Here is a 15,483-nt window from a genome sequence, read left to right as displayed (position 1 = left end):
ATAGGCATTTAAAAGGAACAAGGTCCGGGAAATTTTAACAACATACTTTATGTCTAATGAAGTATGAAGTAAGTTAAACCAAATTTGCGAGAGCTGCGTTGTGTAGTTGCTTATGAAAGGATACCGCTTTTCAAAATACATTCCCCAGAAAGCTCAGGGAGAATCAGCCTTCGATAACCTGCTGGACATGTTTCTCCAGCTGGTGAGTATCACCGGAGGTGATGTGGCAGAGGCTCTTGCCTGGCTTACCAATCTGGATAAACAGTACAATCTAACCGATGGTCAATATGGCATTGGTAACTTTATCGATGACCTGAAAGAAAAGGGTTATATCTCAGAAGAGAATCCCGATGGAAGCTTTGAAGTAACCGGAAAAACCGGTCAGGAAATCAGAAAATCGGCATTGGAAGAAATATTCGGGAAGCTGAAAAAGTCGGGTAAAGGACAACATAAAACCAACCATTCCGGAACGGGAGATGAATTGGGAACAGACAGACGACCCTTTGAATTTGGCGACTCGTTGCAACAAATTGCCATGACCGATTCCATTAGAAATGCCCAGATCAATCATGGTTTTGGTGATTTCATGATGACCGAGAATGACCTGGAAGTACTGGAAACAGAATACAAAACCCAGACTTCCACTGTCCTCATGATCGATATTTCTCACTCCATGATTCTTTATGGAGAAGACAGGATTACCCCGGCCAAAAAAACGGCCATGGCCCTGGCGGAGTTAATCACGACCAAATACCCTAAAGACACCCTGGATGTGATTGTATTTGGAAACGATGCCTGGCAAATAGAAATCAAAGACCTTCCCTATTTACAGGTAGGTCCTTACCATACCAATACCATTGCCGGTCTGGAACTGGCCATGGATATTCTAAGAAGAAGAAAAAATACCAACAAACAGATATTCATGATTACAGATGGAAAGCCTACCTGTATGAAAGTGGGTATCAAGTATTATAAAAATGCTTTCGGATTAGACCCAAAAATCCTCAATAAAACTTTAAACCTGGCAACCCAGTGCCGAAGACTGCATATTCCGGTAACCACCTTTATGATTGCTTCAGACCCTTATCTGAAAGAGTTTGTGAAGGAGTTTACCAAAGCCAATAACGGCAATGCCTATTACAGCAGCCTGAAGGGACTGGGCCACCTGATATTCGAAGACTACAAACGCAATCGCAGAAAAAACTTCTAAGATGACATATAAACAATTGACCGCAGATCAATTACTAAAGATAAAAGGCCTTGGTGAACTGAAAGCATCTGGTTACCAAAGCAAATCTGTTAAACAAGAGCTGAGAGACAACCTCATCGAAAAACTCAAGAAGAAAGAGCCCACTTTCGAGGGTATCTGGGGCTATGAAGACACGGTTATTCCAGACATTCAACGTGCCATCCTCTCCATGCACAATATGAACCTGTTAGGCTTGCGTGGACAAGCGAAAACGCGGATTGCCAGGCAAATGACGGACCTGCTCGATGAGTATGTTCCAATTATCAAAGGTTCAGAATTGAATGATGACCCACTTGCTCCACTTAGCCGATACGGCATTGATCAGGTAGCTGAGCATGGCGATCAGACCGAGATTTCATGGCTGCACCGATCAGAAAGGTATGCGGAAAAGCTGGCTACTCCCGATGTTTCAATTGCTGATTTGATTGGAGATGTTGACCCCATTAAGGCTGCTTCATTGAAGCTCCCTTATTCAGATGAAAGGGTGATTCACTATGGCCTGGTACCCAGATCTCACCGATGTATTTTTGTCATCAACGAATTACCCGACCTTCAGGCCAGAATTCAGGTTGCCCTATTCAATATCCTTCAGGAAGGCGACATTCAGATTCGAGGATTTAAGCTGAGGTTACCGCTGGATATTCAATTCGTATTTACCGCCAATCCGGAAGACTATACTAATCGAGGAAGTATTGTTACTCCATTAAAGGACCGTATAGACAGTCAGATTATTACTCACTATCCAAAAAGCAGGGATATCGGTAAACAGATTACTGTACAAGAGGCCAATATCAAGGCCCCTCAGAAAGAAATTGTGGTGGTCAATGAATTGGCGCAGGACCTCATTGAACAGGTAGCTATAGAAGCAAGAGACAGCGAATATGTAGATGAAAAAAGTGGAGTATCTGCTCGTTTGACTATTTCTGCCTATGAAAACCTCATTAGCTCTGCCGAGCGAAGAGCCTTAATGAATGGTGAGAGCCAAACCTACATACGTGTTTCTGACTTCATTGGAGTTATTCCTGCGATCACAGGCAAGGTAGAGCTGGTATATGAAGGAGAGCAGGAAGGTGCAGGTATTGTGGCTCACAACCTGGTTGGCAAGGCCATAAGAACCCTGTTTTCTGACTACTTCCCTAAACCAGATGATAAGAATAAAGAGCAAAAAGAAAATCCGTATCAGGCCATCACGGAATGGTTTGGCGAGGGCTATACGCTTGACCTGATCAATGACCTCAGCAACGAGGATTATGAAAAGGCTTTGCAGGCTGTTCCCGGTTTGTCTGACCTCGTGAAAAAACATCATAAAAAACTCAGCAGTCATGAACAACTGTTCCTGATGGAATTTGTACTTCATGGCCTGGCAGAATACAGCAAACTAAGCAAATCGGCTCTCGATACTGGTACCCGCTTCAAAGATCTCCTGAGCAGCATGTTCTCCATGCCGGACTTCGGTGAGTTCGATGAAGACGATGACGAATAGTTTATTTTCCGGAGTACCAATTATCTTTAGGCATGACCCGACCGGAGTTACAGAAACTGGTACAGTCTGGCGAAGGCGAAAAGCTGGAATTCAAGAAGAAAGCCAACTATCCTGAAAAGATAGTGAAGGAGCTTGTCGCCTTTGCCAATACTCATGGTGGTACATTATTGCTGGGGGTTGACGACAATGGTGAACTTACCGGAACCAGAGACATTGAAGGAGAAGCCTTTATTCTGGAACAGGCCATCAATGAGCTTATCAGGCCCCGACTTGAATATGAACTCAACTATCATTCACTTACTGAAAAAAAGGGAATTGCCATTTTTCATATTCCAGAGAGCAGTAGAAAGACTCACTTCGTTAGAGAAAACAAGCATACCAGAAAGGGTAAGGCCTATGTACGGGTGAATGATGAAAGTGTACAGGCCAGCCGGGAAGTGCGCGAAATACTACAGAGACGCCTGAAAAACAGAGATATTCAATTCACATATGGGGAAAAGGAGAAACACCTTTTGAACTATCTGGGGGAGCACCCCCATATTACGCTTGAAGAATTCGTTAAGCTCATCAATTGTTCGCGATACTCAGGATCCAGAACCTTAATCAGGTTGGTGCTCGCGAATGTATTGGAAATCACCCCGCACCCAAAAGGAGATCTTTACAGCTTGAAAGGATGATTAACAAAAAGCCACCCTTTTCAGGTGGCTTTACAGATAGAAAACACTTGTTCTTACTAGACTATTAGATTCCCAAGTTGCTTTACTTAATAAGTCACTGCGGTGCCGCTGGCCGTTACCATCAGCATACTTCCGTTATGACCTATAGTTTCATAATCCAAATCAATGCCCACAACTGCATTGGCTCCCATATTCCTGGCATTATATTCCAGTTCTTTCAATGCATTGTCTTTTGCTTCGCGAAGTACTCTTTCGTAGGTACCGGAACGGCCACCTACTAAGTCGGTAATACTGGCGAAAATATCTTTGAAGAGGTTGGCACCGATAATGGCTTCACCGGTTACCACACCATGATAGGTATTGATGGTGTGACCATCAATGGTATTCGTTGTTGATAATAGCATGTTCGTTTTTGATTTTGTTTTGAGTTTACCTTCAGGCTACCCTCTGTTATTCGTGAAGCGTTCAACCAGGGTTAGGTGCTGCGGATAAGCGGAAGATAGGGCTGTGCGATCGGCCAATTCAAAATCTTCAAACTCAAAACCGGGGGCAACCGTGCAACCCAAAAGGATAAAGTCACCTTCAACGACTTCAGCAGCAAACCAGGTGTGTTTAGGAATTGTCAACTGAAACCGCTCATGTCGATCAAAATCTGCCCCAACCAGATGTGTGCTGTGATTTCCATTCTTGTCTATAAAATGAACCCTGGCTACGCCACCCGTATGAAAGTGCCATATCTCATCAGAATTCAGCCGGTGGAAATTAGATACACTTTTAGTGGTTAAAAGGAAGTAAATGGATGTACCAAAAACCCTTGGCGATTCATATCTGTCGGGTAATTTAGACTCATGTAGCCGGTCTTTAGATCGGTATGTTTCTGCAAAGAAACCTCCCTCAGGATGCTCCTGAAGGTTTAATTTTTCAATCCAGTAATTAGCGTTTTTCATTATGGTTCGATATTTCTTCAGCTGTAAATAACAAAAAAAGAGGCTTTCCAGGAGCCTCTTCTATTACATAATGAATTTAAGCAGAATCTCTGTTATTGCACAGCCATTTCCACATTACAGATGATTTCAATAGTGGGTGCTACTGAACCTCCGGCACCGGAGACACCAAAGTCATTTCGGTTTACTTCTCCTTTCAGCTGAAATCCAGCCAGGTCATTTCCTTGTCTGGTCTTGGTTGAGCCGATGTGAGTTGCCGTCAATGTAACCGGCTTGGTATTACCTCTCATAGTCAGATTACCCTTTACCTCGTAGGTACCATCACCTGTCTTCTTAAATGAAGTACTCTCAAAAGTGATCGTTGGGTGGTTCTCCATATCGAAGAAATCGGCTGACTTCAAGTGATTATCTCTCGGAGTAACATTGGTATTGATACTTTCTACCATGGCCGTGAAAGATACTTTTGCACCACTAAAATCGTCAATGCTTCCTCCTTCAACAGAACCCTCGAATTTGTCGAAGCGACCATGTACAAATGAAATTCCATTGTGCTTGGCGCTAAATAAAATGCTTGAGTGGGCAGGGTCAACCTTCCAGGTTTGAGCCTGCATCTGGCTTAATGATGCAATCATCATCAGCCCCAATATTATACTGAATACTTTTCTCATGATTAGCTAGGTTTCTTTATGTGTACATACATTATAAAAAATAGTTATGCAAAACTGCTTGTTTACGGGGGAAAACTGTGATGAGGAGTAATGACCTGATTTAAAAGGCAGCATGCATCAACTGAAGAATCTTCAATTGATTTCTGGTGCGTATAAGATTCTCTTCAGGATAGCTGATCTTGTAGTAGATATCCCCATTTAGATAATCTGTCAGAAAGCGAACAGCCATAATATAAGTCATGTACAATCCACCGAAAGTCAGTGTCTCCTTTTCCATCTGGCTTAACAAGTCACCACATTCCTGAAGAAAAGACTCAAGAATGGTTTCTGTTCGCGATGCATCATAGACCAGATCATTCAGGTCAGCATGATTTTCAGGAATATTAAAGAGCATGGAACGGAGTATATCTCCCAGGTCAAACAGTACATAGCCGGGTCCCACAGTATCCAGATCGACTATTTTGAGGAAGTCTCCTGTTTTTTTAGACAGCAGGCAATTCCCTGCCTTTGCATCATTATGACACACTCTTTGAGGCAGACCATTCTGAACCATCTGATCGAATTCACTCGCAATCCAGGCGAAACCCTTGATTTGCTCAATCTCCAATGACGACAGATCCATGCGGTTGGCCTTGTTTGTCTTCACCGCCTCTTCAAATTGCTTTAATCTAAAATGCAGGTCATGAAAGCCCTGGATCGCCTCAAGATACTGGTCGGTCTTCTCAGAAGTGAATTGAGCAGTATACCTCCCATATCCTTTGGCAATTTCTCTAAGTTCATCAATCGTCAGTTCGATAGGTGAATAGCTGTCTGCCACAAATTCCTGAACCCGCCAGGTGTTTTCTCCATCCGACTGATGGTACTGACCATTGGGACCCTTAACGTGTTGGGGGAAAAGTTCGGGGCTATGTTCAAGGAGTCTGCTAAGATTAGACTCTACCACCCGTGGCTCCAGAAATACCCTGGTATTCAGTCGCTGTAAAAGGTAGCTATGGCCACCAATCTCTACTGAATAAGAATCATTGATATGCCCAAAACCTAAAGGAGCAATCGAATCGACTGCTCCTTCTATCTTGAATAATTTGAGTGTTTCGGAAGCGATGACCATTACTTCACTTCTTCCGGATATTTACCATCTGCAATCATCTGGTTAATTCCGGCCACTACGTGTTCTTTATCTTCTTTATAGGTAACTCCTAACCATGATGCCGTTGTAGGTACCACTTTAACCACAGCTTTACCTTCATTCATGAGGTTACCAACCTCTACCGGCATAAAGCATTCTGCCTTTGGATTCTCATGATTCTCCTTCACAAAGTCGATGAATTTCTCTTCGAAATGAGGTAATACTGATGGAGGGAATCCAAAGAAGTTCATAGAAACATAGGTGTCTGCACTAAGGATGTGTCGTTCCCCATCCTCTTCATAAGAGATTTCCCCATTGTCTTCTTTACCAATGGCCAGTGTTTCTTTGATCCCCACCAGGTGCATGTTTTCGTCTACCTGACAAACACCTCGGTTCACTGTCCCATGATCAGAAAGTGTGTTTTCCAATCGATACCCCATAATGAGGTATTCGTTTTCCTTCATCCCTTTCATGGCTTCCACCACTTCAGCGAATGACTCTTGTCCATAGTAGTCATCGGCATTGATTACTACAAAAGGCTCGTTGATCAAGTGTTTGGCAGCCAAAACTGCATGGGTAGTACCCCATGGCTTTTTGCGATTCGCTTCATAAGGAGCCGTATGTTCGGTATACTCATTTTGGAAAGCATATTCCATCTTGATCTTACCCTTGAATCGTTCGGCATAGTGGTTCTCAAAGGCCTCTTTTATATCGGTACGAATAATGAATACCACTTTAGTAAAGCCAGCTTTGATGGCATCATGGATGGAATAATCCATAATGATCTCACCATTTGGGCCAATTCCATCTAATTGTTTGTTTCCTCCATAGCGGCTACCCATACCCGCTGCCAATACCACTAGTGTTAAATCCATATTATCCTCTTAAATTTTTCTATTATTGTTGGTTCGAAAATGGACAAAAACTTCAGACAAATCAATTTAACTTTTCATTAAGTATGAATATTTCTTCTCTCGATTGGATCATCATTCTGCTCTTTTTTGCTGTTTTTCTTGCCATAGGATTAAGAGTATCAAGAAAAGCAGGTTCCTCTTCAAAAGAATTTTTCCTGTCGGGAAGAAACATGCCCTGGTGGCTATTGGGAGTCTCTATGGTGGCAACTACCTTCTCAGCAGATACACCCAACCTGGTAACAGATATTGTTCGTCAGAATGGGGTAGCCGGTAACTGGGCATGGTGGGCCTTTCTGATCACGGGTATGCTTACCGTTTTTGTCTATGCCAAGCTTTGGAGAAAATCGGGTGTATTGACTGATCTGGAGTTCTACGAAAAAAGATATTCCGGGAAGGAAGCTGCTTTTTTAAGAGGTTTTAGGGCCATCTATTTAGGCGTATTTTTTAATATCATGATTATGGCATCGGTCTCGCTGGCAGCCATAAAAATTGGTGAAGTCATGTTCGGTCTGGAACCATGGAAAACTGTTGTCTATGCCTCTGTTATCACTGTGGCCTATAGCTCCCTTGGTGGACTCAGAGGTGTAATTCTGACTGACTTTCTACAGTTTTTAGTAGCCATGGTTGGTTCAGTTGCTGCAGCCATTTACATTATCAATCTACCTGAAATTGGCGGGTTGGAGGCGCTACTAGCCCGACCCGAAATTGCTTCTAAATTAGATCTGGTACCGAGCTTCAGTAACAGAGAGTTATTCATTACACTTCTGGTTATACCCATTGCCGTTCAATGGTGGAGTGTCTGGTATCCGGGAGCAGAGCCTGGCGGGGGTGGTTATATAGCCCAGAGAATGCTGTCTTCAAAAAATGAGAAGCATGCTGTTTCAGCTACTTTCCTCTTCAATATTACACACTATGCACTAAGACCCTGGCCGTGGATTTTAATAGCCCTGGCCTCCCTGGTTGTTTATCCAGACCTCGCTTCTATTCAAGAGGCATTCCCGGGTATCAGCGAAAGTAAAATAGGCCATGACCTCGGCTACTCCGCCATGTTGCTCACCTTACCTAAAGGCCTGTTAGGTATTGTCATTGCTTCATTGATAGCGGCCTATATGTCCACCATTTCAACCCACCTGAACTGGGGCTCATCTTATGTGGCTTTCGATTTTTATCAGCGATTTGTGAAGCCGGATGCTTCTGAAAAGGAATTGGTTAATGTGGGAAGAATCTCTACAGTAATCCTTATGATTTTGGCAGGACTATTTGCCCTGGTACTCACCAGTGCCTATGATGCCTTCCAGATTCTGCTTTCGATCGGTGCCGGAACAGGCTCAATCTTTATTCTTCGTTGGTTCTGGTGGAGAATTAATGCCTACTCTGAAATTGCCGGTATGGTCGTTTCATTCATCCTGGCCCTACTGTTCAAATTTGGACCTGAGAGCCTTACATCTATTCCAAGTGATTATCAATTGCTGCTCAGTGTAGGCGTGACCACTTTAGCCTGGGTACTGGTTACCCTTGCGACTAAGCCAACAGATTACAAGACACTAGTAAGCTTTTTCAACTCTGTAAAACCCTATGGCAGTGGTTGGAATGGCCTGAAGCGACAGGCACAACAACAAGGTGATTCGCTGGAACCGGGCGTGGGAAGGTTCAGTGTAGATTTGCTGGCGCTATTTCTCGGTATTATTATCGTTTATGCTACACTGTTCTCTATGGGTATGTTCATTTATGGTGAAATGGTAAATGGATTGATATTGCTATTCATTGCGCTGGGAGCAGCCGCATTGCTTAGAAATACCTGGAAAAAGTTAAGCTTTTGATTTAATCAATCCCTTATCCCAAGGTTAAATCAAACCGCTTCTGACTTGTGTTTCCAGGCCTTTAGCAATAAAACAGCTATGGCCATGCTACTGACAGCTATGGCCAATGCGCCTATGTGACCAAGGACCACAAAGAACAGGCTGGCCGAAATAAAGAACACTTGTTTCGTGAACCTTTCCTGATGCATTCCCGGCTGATAAACCAGGCCCATAAAAAACAAGAGTAGACAAGGAATAACCAGTAATAAGCTAAGTAATTCGATTGGGCCAATTTGTAAACTAAGTTGACCTAACAGAATCACAAATTCGGGTATTGACAGTAGAATAAAAGTAAGCCAGAAGGCCAATATCCTACTCATAAAACTCAAGGGTAAATTCCTGAACAGGAATAATTGACTTCTTTCAAACCTCACATAATCAAAGGCAAAAAAGCTATTGGCAGTAGCTGAAAGGAGGGCTCCCAGCGTCAGATACCTCAAATCAATTGCTTCTTCAAAAAAGACCTGAATAGCTATATAAAGAATAACCAGTGATAACAGCTTGATCATGATAAGCCTCAATCCCTGAAGCCGGGTCAGATAGTGCAGATAGAATTGAAAATAGTATTTCGGGCTCCAATGGAATCTGGATTTTCTGGCAACCAGACCGAACTCCCTTGGCTGAAGCAAGTCATTGAAATGCCAATAGGCTAAAACCGATACGAGTAAGAAAAGAAAGGATACTACCAGCAAGACAGAACCTATAGCTCCCTCTTCCACAGCCACATAGGCCATGAAAAGTCCATACCCAAAGACCGGAAACATCAGGTTAAGCTGTACTTTAAAGGCAGACCGGAAAATTGATGACCTCCCGGCAAGGGAAATCCACCCAAGCATGGCCGAAGTCCTTTCACGGTTTACTATTGAACAGAACCTGGCCACTTTGACAGCATAGAGTACCCAAAGACTGAAAGGGATCAGATACAGCACAGGTTTATCAGCCAATGCAGCATTTAAGTCAAAATGTTGAGGGGCCTTAAGAAAGCCAAAACAGACACCCAGTAGCACCAAAAAGAATCCGGTGTTTTCACTGTAAAAGCGTTTGACAAAAACCTTGGACAAGACCTGATCAACTGCCCTCATTCCTCTCTTATCGTCTTGTTACTTACTATCCAGTTCCTGGTTTTTAAATCCAGCTCAGAACCAAAATCATGATGGGTTGAGAGCAGGAAGGAGCAGCCTTCTTCAAGCCTCTCCTCAATCAGGTTGAACAAGGTTTGGCGCGAAGCAACATCCAGTGCGTTAAACGGCTCATCCAAAATAATCAGCTTAGGATTGCCCAGAAAGGCAATTGCCAAAGCCAATTTCTTGGTCATTCCGCTGGAATAGGCTTTGATTGGCTCATTGATAAATGGTTCAAGTCCAAACTTCAGCTCTAGTTCTTTTGACTGATTTTTCGAAGACTTTTTCAGCTTACTGAAATATTCAAAGACATGGATTCCATGCAAAGACTCAGGAAATACAGGTTCTGCCTGGGCATAATTGACCACCCGTTTATAATCTACAGGGCTCTTCTTCAAATCAATTCCGTGGCAGGCAATCTTTCCCTCGAATGGACTTAAACCTGCAATACACTTAAACAGGCTTGATTTTCCTGAACCGTTAGCCCCTTTTATCCAATGAATCCCCTCTGGGAATTCAAGCTGATCGCAGGTCAGAATAAGTTTTCCGGAGTAGTCTTTCCTGAAGCTTTGAATACTAAGCATAAAAGCAGTTTACGGCAGGCGAATTGAACATGTTCGAATTAATTTTCGGGTCTTTCAAAACTAATCATCTCATTTCCAACTGTTTGACCTACTTCCAAAATTAATTCTGTATTAACCTTTATCATCACACTTGTTTGCACCGAATATTTACTAATTTAAAACAACGTTCTATTCATTATTGAATCCCACATTGTAGTATGCCGAGAGCGAAGAAGACCGACCGGAAGATTTTTGTACTAGACACTTCAGTTATCCTTTACGAACATATTGCCGTCATGAATTTTGAGGAGCACGACATCGGGCTCCCCATCACAGTTCTTGAGGAATTAGATACCTTCAAAAAAGGAAATGATACCAAGAACTTTGAGGCAAGAGAATTTACCCGCTTGCTGGACAAACTGGCAAAGGACAAATCGCTGCAAGACTGGATTCCTCTCAACGGAAAAACCAGAGGAAGCTTTAAAGTGGTGATGGAAGCCGGCAGTGGTGAAAGTAAACTCGATGCCAATGTGGTTTTCGGAGAAAAAAAGAACGACCATAGAATTCTGAATGCCGCTCTAAGGCTGAAGGAAGAGAATCCGGATAGAAAAGTCATTCTGGTTTCTAAAGACATTAACCTTCGCATGAAGGCCAAATCAATTGGTCTGCCGGCAGAAGATTATGAAACAGGAAAAATCAAGAATGTCGACTCACTAAGAAAGGGCAAGATTGAAATTGAGAAAGTCGACTCTGAATTGATCAATCACCTCTATGAAGATGGTACCCTGAATCCGAAAGAGGTATTGAAGAGAAAGAAACCTCAGCCGAATCAATACTTCATTCTCAAGAGCGATAAAAACTCTGTACTGTCTTACTACAACGCTATGGAGCAAACCATAGAAAAGGTAGATAAGCGACCAGTCTCTGGTATCAAGCCCAAAAATGCGGAGCAGACCTTTGCCATTCATGCCATCATGAATCCTGAGGTGAAATTGGTGACTATTCAGGGTGTAGCGGGAACCGGAAAAACCTTACTCACCCTGGCTGGAGCGCTGGAACAAAGAAGAGAGTTTAAGCAGATCTATCTGGCCCGACCTATTGTGCCTTTAAGCAATAAGGACATCGGATACCTTCCGGGTGATATTAAATCCAAGCTGAACCCTTATATGGAGCCGCTCTGGGACAACCTGAAGTTTATTCAAAATCAATACAAAGAAACCGACAAGGAGTTCAAGGCGATTACCGAAATGGTGAATAAAGAAAAGCTACTGATCACTCCTTTGGCCTATATCCGTGGTAGAAGTTTATCAAACATCTTCTTTATAGTAGATGAAGCCCAAAACCTGACGCCTCACGAGATCAAAACCATTATTACCAGAGCCGGAGAGAATACCAAGATTGTCTTTACTGGAGATATCCACCAGATTGACACGCCATATCTGGATTCTCAGTCCAACGGACTTTCATACCTGATTGACAGGGTGCAGGATCATCCACTCTACGCGCATATCACCCTTGAAAAAGGGGAAAGATCTGAGCTGGCGAATCTGGCCAATGAGTTGTTGTAGGGGATTCATGGATACTTTAAATGTCATTGGATTAAGTACTTTACCCGCGACAATTGTTGTACTTATTTCCTTCATATGGAAGCAAGCAGTCATACAGAAATTTCAGAGTGAGAATATCAAATTGAAGGCCGATTTGGATAGCATAGTTAATGAAAACAATGTTAGGTTTTCACAAGCGTACTCCATTAGAACCATGGCGATGCGTGACTTATATAAAAAGCTCATTCAAGCAGAACACAATCTAAAGGTATATATCAATCCACACCGTCCTTCTAAAAATAAGCTTGCTGAATTAGAAGTAAAATTTAGAGAATCGAATTCTGAATTCTATGACTATTTTAAAGAGAATGAAATTCTATTCGACAGTGATGTTTGCGGATTAATTGAAGATATCCAAATGATTTTTATAAACAGCGTTATCGAAATGGAAGATATCGATAGAAGCGCAACCGTAATTTCGAAAGAAGATAGAGTTAGAAATTGGGAGAAGTACAACGAAGATTTTGAAAAGGTAATTCCCGAAATAAAAGTGAAACTGAAAACAAGCTTCAGAGCAGAATTAGGGATTAAATAATATCCATCAGAAATTTATGCATTGAAAGCCATCCTCACCTCAAACCTACTCCCCTCCTCACTCTCCAACAACTTCAAATCCCCTCCATGGGCTTTGATAATTTGTCTGGAAAGGCTTAGTCCAATACCAGTCCCTTGTTCCTTGGTAGTAAAGAATGGCACAAAGATATCGTCTCTGAGATGCTCTGGTACACCATGGCCATTATCAGAAACAGTTACCACAAGGCCGGCTGTTTCACACGAAAGTCGAATTGAAACCAAAGGATTTTCGATACCTGAAACTGCTTCTCTGGCATTCTTCAACAGATTGAGCAAGACCTGACTGATTAACTTACTATCAACCATGATGGCCCTATCGCCTGCCAAAACAGATGACTCAAACTTCAGATTCACTCCTGATGTACTAAATTCTTTGTTTACCAGAGTTACTGCCTGCTCCACTATTTCAGAGAGGCTTACCTCCTCCAATTTAAGTTCAGGTAAGCGTGTATAGTTTCTATAAGCATTGACAAAGTTGAGCAGGCCTTCTCCACGCTTTTCAATAGCCGAAATGCTCCGGTGAATATCATTGACTTCTTCCTGAACTATGGATTCAACTGCCTTTGGACCCCCTTCATCATCTACCATTTGTTTAATGGCAGTGGTAAGGGAAAGCACAGGCGTCATTGAGTTCATAATTTCATGGGTCAACACCCTGATCAGTTTCTGCCAGGCGTCTATTTCGTTTTGCTGAAGCTCCTGCCTGATATCCTGTAAAGCCACCAGTGTGTATTCCTTTTCCGACAGCTTGAATTTCTTGGCAACCAGAGCAAGATTCATTTCATCACCCCCTAAACGGGTCTTATAAAGTTGCCTTTCTCCGGTTTTAAGACCTTTTATTACCTGCAACAGACCCTGGTCATAATTTCGAATCGCATCGATATTATAAAGCAGTGGAGACCTTAAGAGGTGCTGTGCAGATTTATTCATCAGGTCAATCCTGCCATCTGATTTGAAACTAATCAACGCCACCTCTACATGTTCATTAACCTGCCTTACATATTGATAATACTCTTCCTTCTCCAGATTCAGTTGGGCATAGTCTTCCATGATCTGATTTAAACTATCAGCTACTTGTTGGAATACTTTACCTGAAAACTGTGGAGTAAATTTCCTGGTGTAATCCTTGTCAAAGAAGGAATGTAAAAAATGATTCACCTGCTTGTTTCCCTTCTCTACATAACTAATCAGTAGAAAAACCTGAATGAGCATAAGCAGGCCAAAAACAATAGGAGTCATTAGAAACTCGGTCTCATAAATAGACCAGGCCAGGGCCAGAGTAGCGATGAGTATTCCTAAAGTCCTCAGGACCAATTGAACACGAAAGTGCTTAAAGTCCATATTTCTCTATTTTTCTGTAGAGTGTTGTTCTACCAATGCCCAGCTCCTTCGCCACCTGACTCATATTGCCATCGAAGCGTCTGATTACCTCCTCAATAGTTCGCTTCTCTATCTCTTCCAGATTAGTGGTGTCTGATTCAAACTGACTTTTCTTTCTTGGTTTAAGGAGTAAGTCATCAGCCTCAATCTGATTCCCGGAAGCCATGATGACGGCCCGCTCCAGGGTGTGTTCCAACTCTCTGATATTTCCAGGCCAGTGATATTCCCGAAGAGCAGAAAGAGCCCTGTCTGAAAGATCAACGGTCTTTTTATCATACTTACGTCTATGCTTTTTTAAGAAATAAGATGATAGTAGTTCAATGTCTCCTATCCTTTCACGTAACGGAGGAAGTTGAATCTCAATAGTGTTCAGTCGATATAGCAGGTCTTCTCTGAAGGAGCCTTCTTTAACCATTGACTCCAAATCCATATTTGTAGCCGCCAAGACTCGTACATCAATAGGCCTTTCTTTATTTTCCCCAACCCTTATGACCGTCCTCCTTTGCAGGATACTCAGAAGTTTAGATTGCATGGCAGGGCTAAGATTTCCTATTTCATCCAGAAAAAGTGTCCCACCATTAGCTGCTTCGAACTTACCTTCCCGATCAGATCTTGCGTCAGTGAATGCTCCTTTGACATGTCCAAAAATCTCCGATTCAAACAGGCTTTCTGTTAGGGCACCCATATCGACAGTGACAAAAATATTGGAAGCTCTGTGGGACTGATCGTGAATCGCTCGGGCAACTAGCTCCTTACCGGTACCATTCTCCCCCAATATCAGCACATTAGCATCGGTAGGAGCCACTTTGGAAATCATGCTGAGTACTGTCTTTAGTTTGGGTGACTCCCCAATCAGGTTGACTGTTGAATTTTTGTCTTTCTGACCATTGAGAACCCTTACCTCCTCCACTTTCTCTTTTGTTCTGGAAAGCTGGAAAGCCTTCATCACCGTTTCCTGAATTTCAGCATATTGCCAGGGCTTGGTTACAAAATCAACTGCTCCCCGCTTCATGGCTTCAACCGCAAGATTTATCTCTCCATAAGCCGTGATCATGACTACCTGAATTTGAGGCTGATGGCGATAAAGCCAATCAAGCCATTTGAGTCCCTCTTTACCCGTTGAATCTCCCACTGAATAATTCATATCCAGCAAGACAATCTGATACTCCTTTTTAGTAATGATATCAGGGATTTGATTAGGGTCTGAAGTAGTATCGACCGTTTTAAATCTTTGCTTTAAAACCACTTCTGCTGTGATGAGAACATCCTCATCATCGTCTACTACAAGAATATTTGCCTGTTCTTTCAAAAATTGAGTT

At 42.6% G+C, this 15,483-nt stretch carries 15 protein-coding genes; 6 read left to right on the top strand and 9 right to left on the bottom strand.

The features are described from left to right. Positions 1 to 112 precede the first annotated feature (112 nt). From ACOOEY_RS12275 to ACOOEY_RS12265, 3 genes are read left to right on the top strand one after another with little or no spacing between them, the layout of a single operon-like run. Positions 113 to 1,210, top strand: coding sequence for a vWA domain-containing protein (locus tag ACOOEY_RS12275; RefSeq protein WP_420385009.1), 1,098 nt, complete (start codon positions 113 to 115; stop codon positions 1,208 to 1,210). A gap of 1 nt (position 1,211) precedes the next feature. Continuing rightward, on the top strand, positions 1,212 to 2,732 hold the full coding sequence (locus ACOOEY_RS12270) for a magnesium chelatase (RefSeq protein WP_420385008.1): 1,521 nt from the start codon (positions 1,212 to 1,214) through the stop codon (positions 2,730 to 2,732). Between the two features lie 32 nt (positions 2,733 to 2,764). Beyond that, positions 2,765 to 3,409, top strand: a complete 645-nt coding sequence (locus ACOOEY_RS12265) for a helix-turn-helix domain-containing protein (RefSeq protein ID WP_420385007.1) — start codon at positions 2,765 to 2,767, stop codon at positions 3,407 to 3,409. Positions 3,410 to 3,495: 86 nt separating this feature from the next. Here ACOOEY_RS12265 and ACOOEY_RS12260 read toward each other — a convergent pair whose 3' ends face one another. The 5 genes from ACOOEY_RS12260 to ACOOEY_RS12240 form a co-directional block, all read right to left on the bottom strand. Further along, positions 3,496 to 3,813 carry a heavy metal-binding domain-containing protein gene (locus ACOOEY_RS12260; protein ID WP_068217669.1) on the bottom strand — a complete coding sequence of 106 codons (318 nt, stop codon included), beginning with the start codon at positions 3,811 to 3,813 and terminating at the stop codon, positions 3,496 to 3,498. Between the two features lie 36 nt (positions 3,814 to 3,849). Beyond that, a complete protein-coding gene (locus ACOOEY_RS12255) occupies positions 3,850 to 4,356 on the bottom strand; it encodes a cupin domain-containing protein (protein WP_420385006.1) in 507 nt (168 codons plus the stop codon). A gap of 92 nt (positions 4,357 to 4,448) precedes the next feature. Continuing rightward, entirely contained in the window at positions 4,449 to 5,021 is a 573-nt protein-coding gene (locus tag ACOOEY_RS12250; protein ID WP_420385005.1) for a YceI family protein, read from the bottom strand. A gap of 100 nt (positions 5,022 to 5,121) precedes the next feature. Next, positions 5,122 to 6,129 carry a phosphotransferase enzyme family protein gene (locus tag ACOOEY_RS12245; RefSeq protein WP_420385004.1) on the bottom strand — a complete coding sequence of 336 codons (1,008 nt, stop codon included), beginning with the start codon at positions 6,127 to 6,129 and terminating at the stop codon, positions 5,122 to 5,124. Then, entirely contained in the window at positions 6,129 to 7,022 is an 894-nt protein-coding gene (locus tag ACOOEY_RS12240; RefSeq protein WP_420385003.1) for a nucleotidyltransferase family protein, read from the bottom strand. Before ACOOEY_RS12240 ends, ACOOEY_RS12245 begins: the two co-directional genes overlap by 1 nt. A gap of 83 nt (positions 7,023 to 7,105) precedes the next feature. Between ACOOEY_RS12240 and ACOOEY_RS12235 the strand changes: the two genes are divergently transcribed. Further along, on the top strand, positions 7,106 to 8,881 hold the full coding sequence (locus ACOOEY_RS12235) for a sodium:solute symporter family protein (protein ID WP_420385002.1): 1,776 nt from the start codon (positions 7,106 to 7,108) through the stop codon (positions 8,879 to 8,881). Between the two features lie 29 nt (positions 8,882 to 8,910). Here the strand turns inward: ACOOEY_RS12235 and ACOOEY_RS12230 are convergent, their stop codons facing one another. Both ACOOEY_RS12230 and ACOOEY_RS12225 read right to left on the bottom strand, forming a co-directional pair. Next, positions 8,911 to 10,002, bottom strand: coding sequence for a hypothetical protein (locus ACOOEY_RS12230; RefSeq protein WP_420385001.1), 1,092 nt, complete (start codon positions 10,000 to 10,002; stop codon positions 8,911 to 8,913). Beyond that, on the bottom strand, positions 9,999 to 10,625 hold the full coding sequence (locus ACOOEY_RS12225) for an ABC transporter ATP-binding protein (protein WP_420385000.1): 627 nt from the start codon (positions 10,623 to 10,625) through the stop codon (positions 9,999 to 10,001). Before ACOOEY_RS12225 ends, ACOOEY_RS12230 begins: the two co-directional genes overlap by 4 nt. Before the next feature lie 197 nt (positions 10,626 to 10,822). Between ACOOEY_RS12225 and ACOOEY_RS12220 the strand changes: the two genes are divergently transcribed. Together ACOOEY_RS12220 and ACOOEY_RS12215 are read left to right on the top strand one after the other, a co-directional pair. Continuing rightward, a complete protein-coding gene (locus ACOOEY_RS12220) occupies positions 10,823 to 12,172 on the top strand; it encodes a PhoH family protein (RefSeq protein WP_420384999.1) in 1,350 nt (449 codons plus the stop codon). A gap of 133 nt (positions 12,173 to 12,305) precedes the next feature. Further along, positions 12,306 to 12,746 carry a hypothetical protein gene (locus tag ACOOEY_RS12215; RefSeq protein ID WP_420384998.1) on the top strand — a complete coding sequence of 147 codons (441 nt, stop codon included), beginning with the start codon at positions 12,306 to 12,308 and terminating at the stop codon, positions 12,744 to 12,746. A 14-nt stretch (positions 12,747 to 12,760) separates the two neighbouring features. Here the strand turns inward: ACOOEY_RS12215 and ACOOEY_RS12210 are convergent, their stop codons facing one another. Together ACOOEY_RS12210 and ACOOEY_RS12205 are read right to left on the bottom strand one after the other, a co-directional pair. Further along, positions 12,761 to 14,125 (bottom strand): sensor histidine kinase, encoded by a 1,365-nt coding sequence (locus ACOOEY_RS12210; protein ID WP_420384997.1) that lies wholly within the window; start codon positions 14,123 to 14,125, stop codon positions 12,761 to 12,763. Continuing rightward, a complete protein-coding gene (locus ACOOEY_RS12205) occupies positions 14,115 to 15,473 on the bottom strand; it encodes a sigma-54-dependent transcriptional regulator (protein WP_420384996.1) in 1,359 nt (452 codons plus the stop codon). Before ACOOEY_RS12205 ends, ACOOEY_RS12210 begins: the two co-directional genes overlap by 11 nt. Positions 15,474 to 15,483 lie beyond the last annotated feature (10 nt).

This window comes from Roseivirga sp. (genome assembly GCF_965216855.1).
GTDB lineage: Bacteria > Bacteroidota > Bacteroidia > Cytophagales > Cyclobacteriaceae > Roseivirga.
Note: the sequence above shows the minus strand (reverse complement) of the source record. Positions and strands in the feature narration are given on the sequence as shown.

Excerpts from the sequence above, each read along its gene's own strand:
- ACOOEY_RS12275 (WP_420385009.1), top strand. The coding sequence starts at position 113 with ATGAAAGGATACCGCTTTTCAAAATACATTCCCCAGAAAGCTCAGGGA.
- ACOOEY_RS12270 (WP_420385008.1), top strand. The coding sequence starts at position 1,212 with ATGACATATAAACAATTGACCGCAGATCAATTACTAAAGATAAAAGGC.
- ACOOEY_RS12265 (WP_420385007.1), top strand. The coding sequence starts at position 2,765 with ATGACCCGACCGGAGTTACAGAAACTGGTACAGTCTGGCGAAGGCGAA.
- ACOOEY_RS12260 (WP_068217669.1), bottom strand. The coding sequence starts at position 3,813 with ATGCTATTATCAACAACGAATACCATTGATGGTCACACCATCAATACC.
- ACOOEY_RS12255 (WP_420385006.1), bottom strand. The coding sequence starts at position 4,356 with ATGAAAAACGCTAATTACTGGATTGAAAAATTAAACCTTCAGGAGCAT.
- ACOOEY_RS12250 (WP_420385005.1), bottom strand. The coding sequence starts at position 5,021 with ATGAGAAAAGTATTCAGTATAATATTGGGGCTGATGATGATTGCATCA.
- ACOOEY_RS12245 (WP_420385004.1), bottom strand. The coding sequence starts at position 6,129 with ATGGTCATCGCTTCCGAAACACTCAAATTATTCAAGATAGAAGGAGCA.
- ACOOEY_RS12240 (WP_420385003.1), bottom strand. The coding sequence starts at position 7,022 with ATGGATTTAACACTAGTGGTATTGGCAGCGGGTATGGGTAGCCGCTAT.
- ACOOEY_RS12235 (WP_420385002.1), top strand. The coding sequence starts at position 7,106 with ATGAATATTTCTTCTCTCGATTGGATCATCATTCTGCTCTTTTTTGCT.
- ACOOEY_RS12230 (WP_420385001.1), bottom strand. The coding sequence starts at position 10,002 with ATGAGGGCAGTTGATCAGGTCTTGTCCAAGGTTTTTGTCAAACGCTTT.
- ACOOEY_RS12225 (WP_420385000.1), bottom strand. The coding sequence starts at position 10,625 with ATGCTTAGTATTCAAAGCTTCAGGAAAGACTACTCCGGAAAACTTATT.
- ACOOEY_RS12220 (WP_420384999.1), top strand. The coding sequence starts at position 10,823 with ATGCCGAGAGCGAAGAAGACCGACCGGAAGATTTTTGTACTAGACACT.
- ACOOEY_RS12210 (WP_420384997.1), bottom strand. The coding sequence starts at position 14,125 with ATGGACTTTAAGCACTTTCGTGTTCAATTGGTCCTGAGGACTTTAGGA.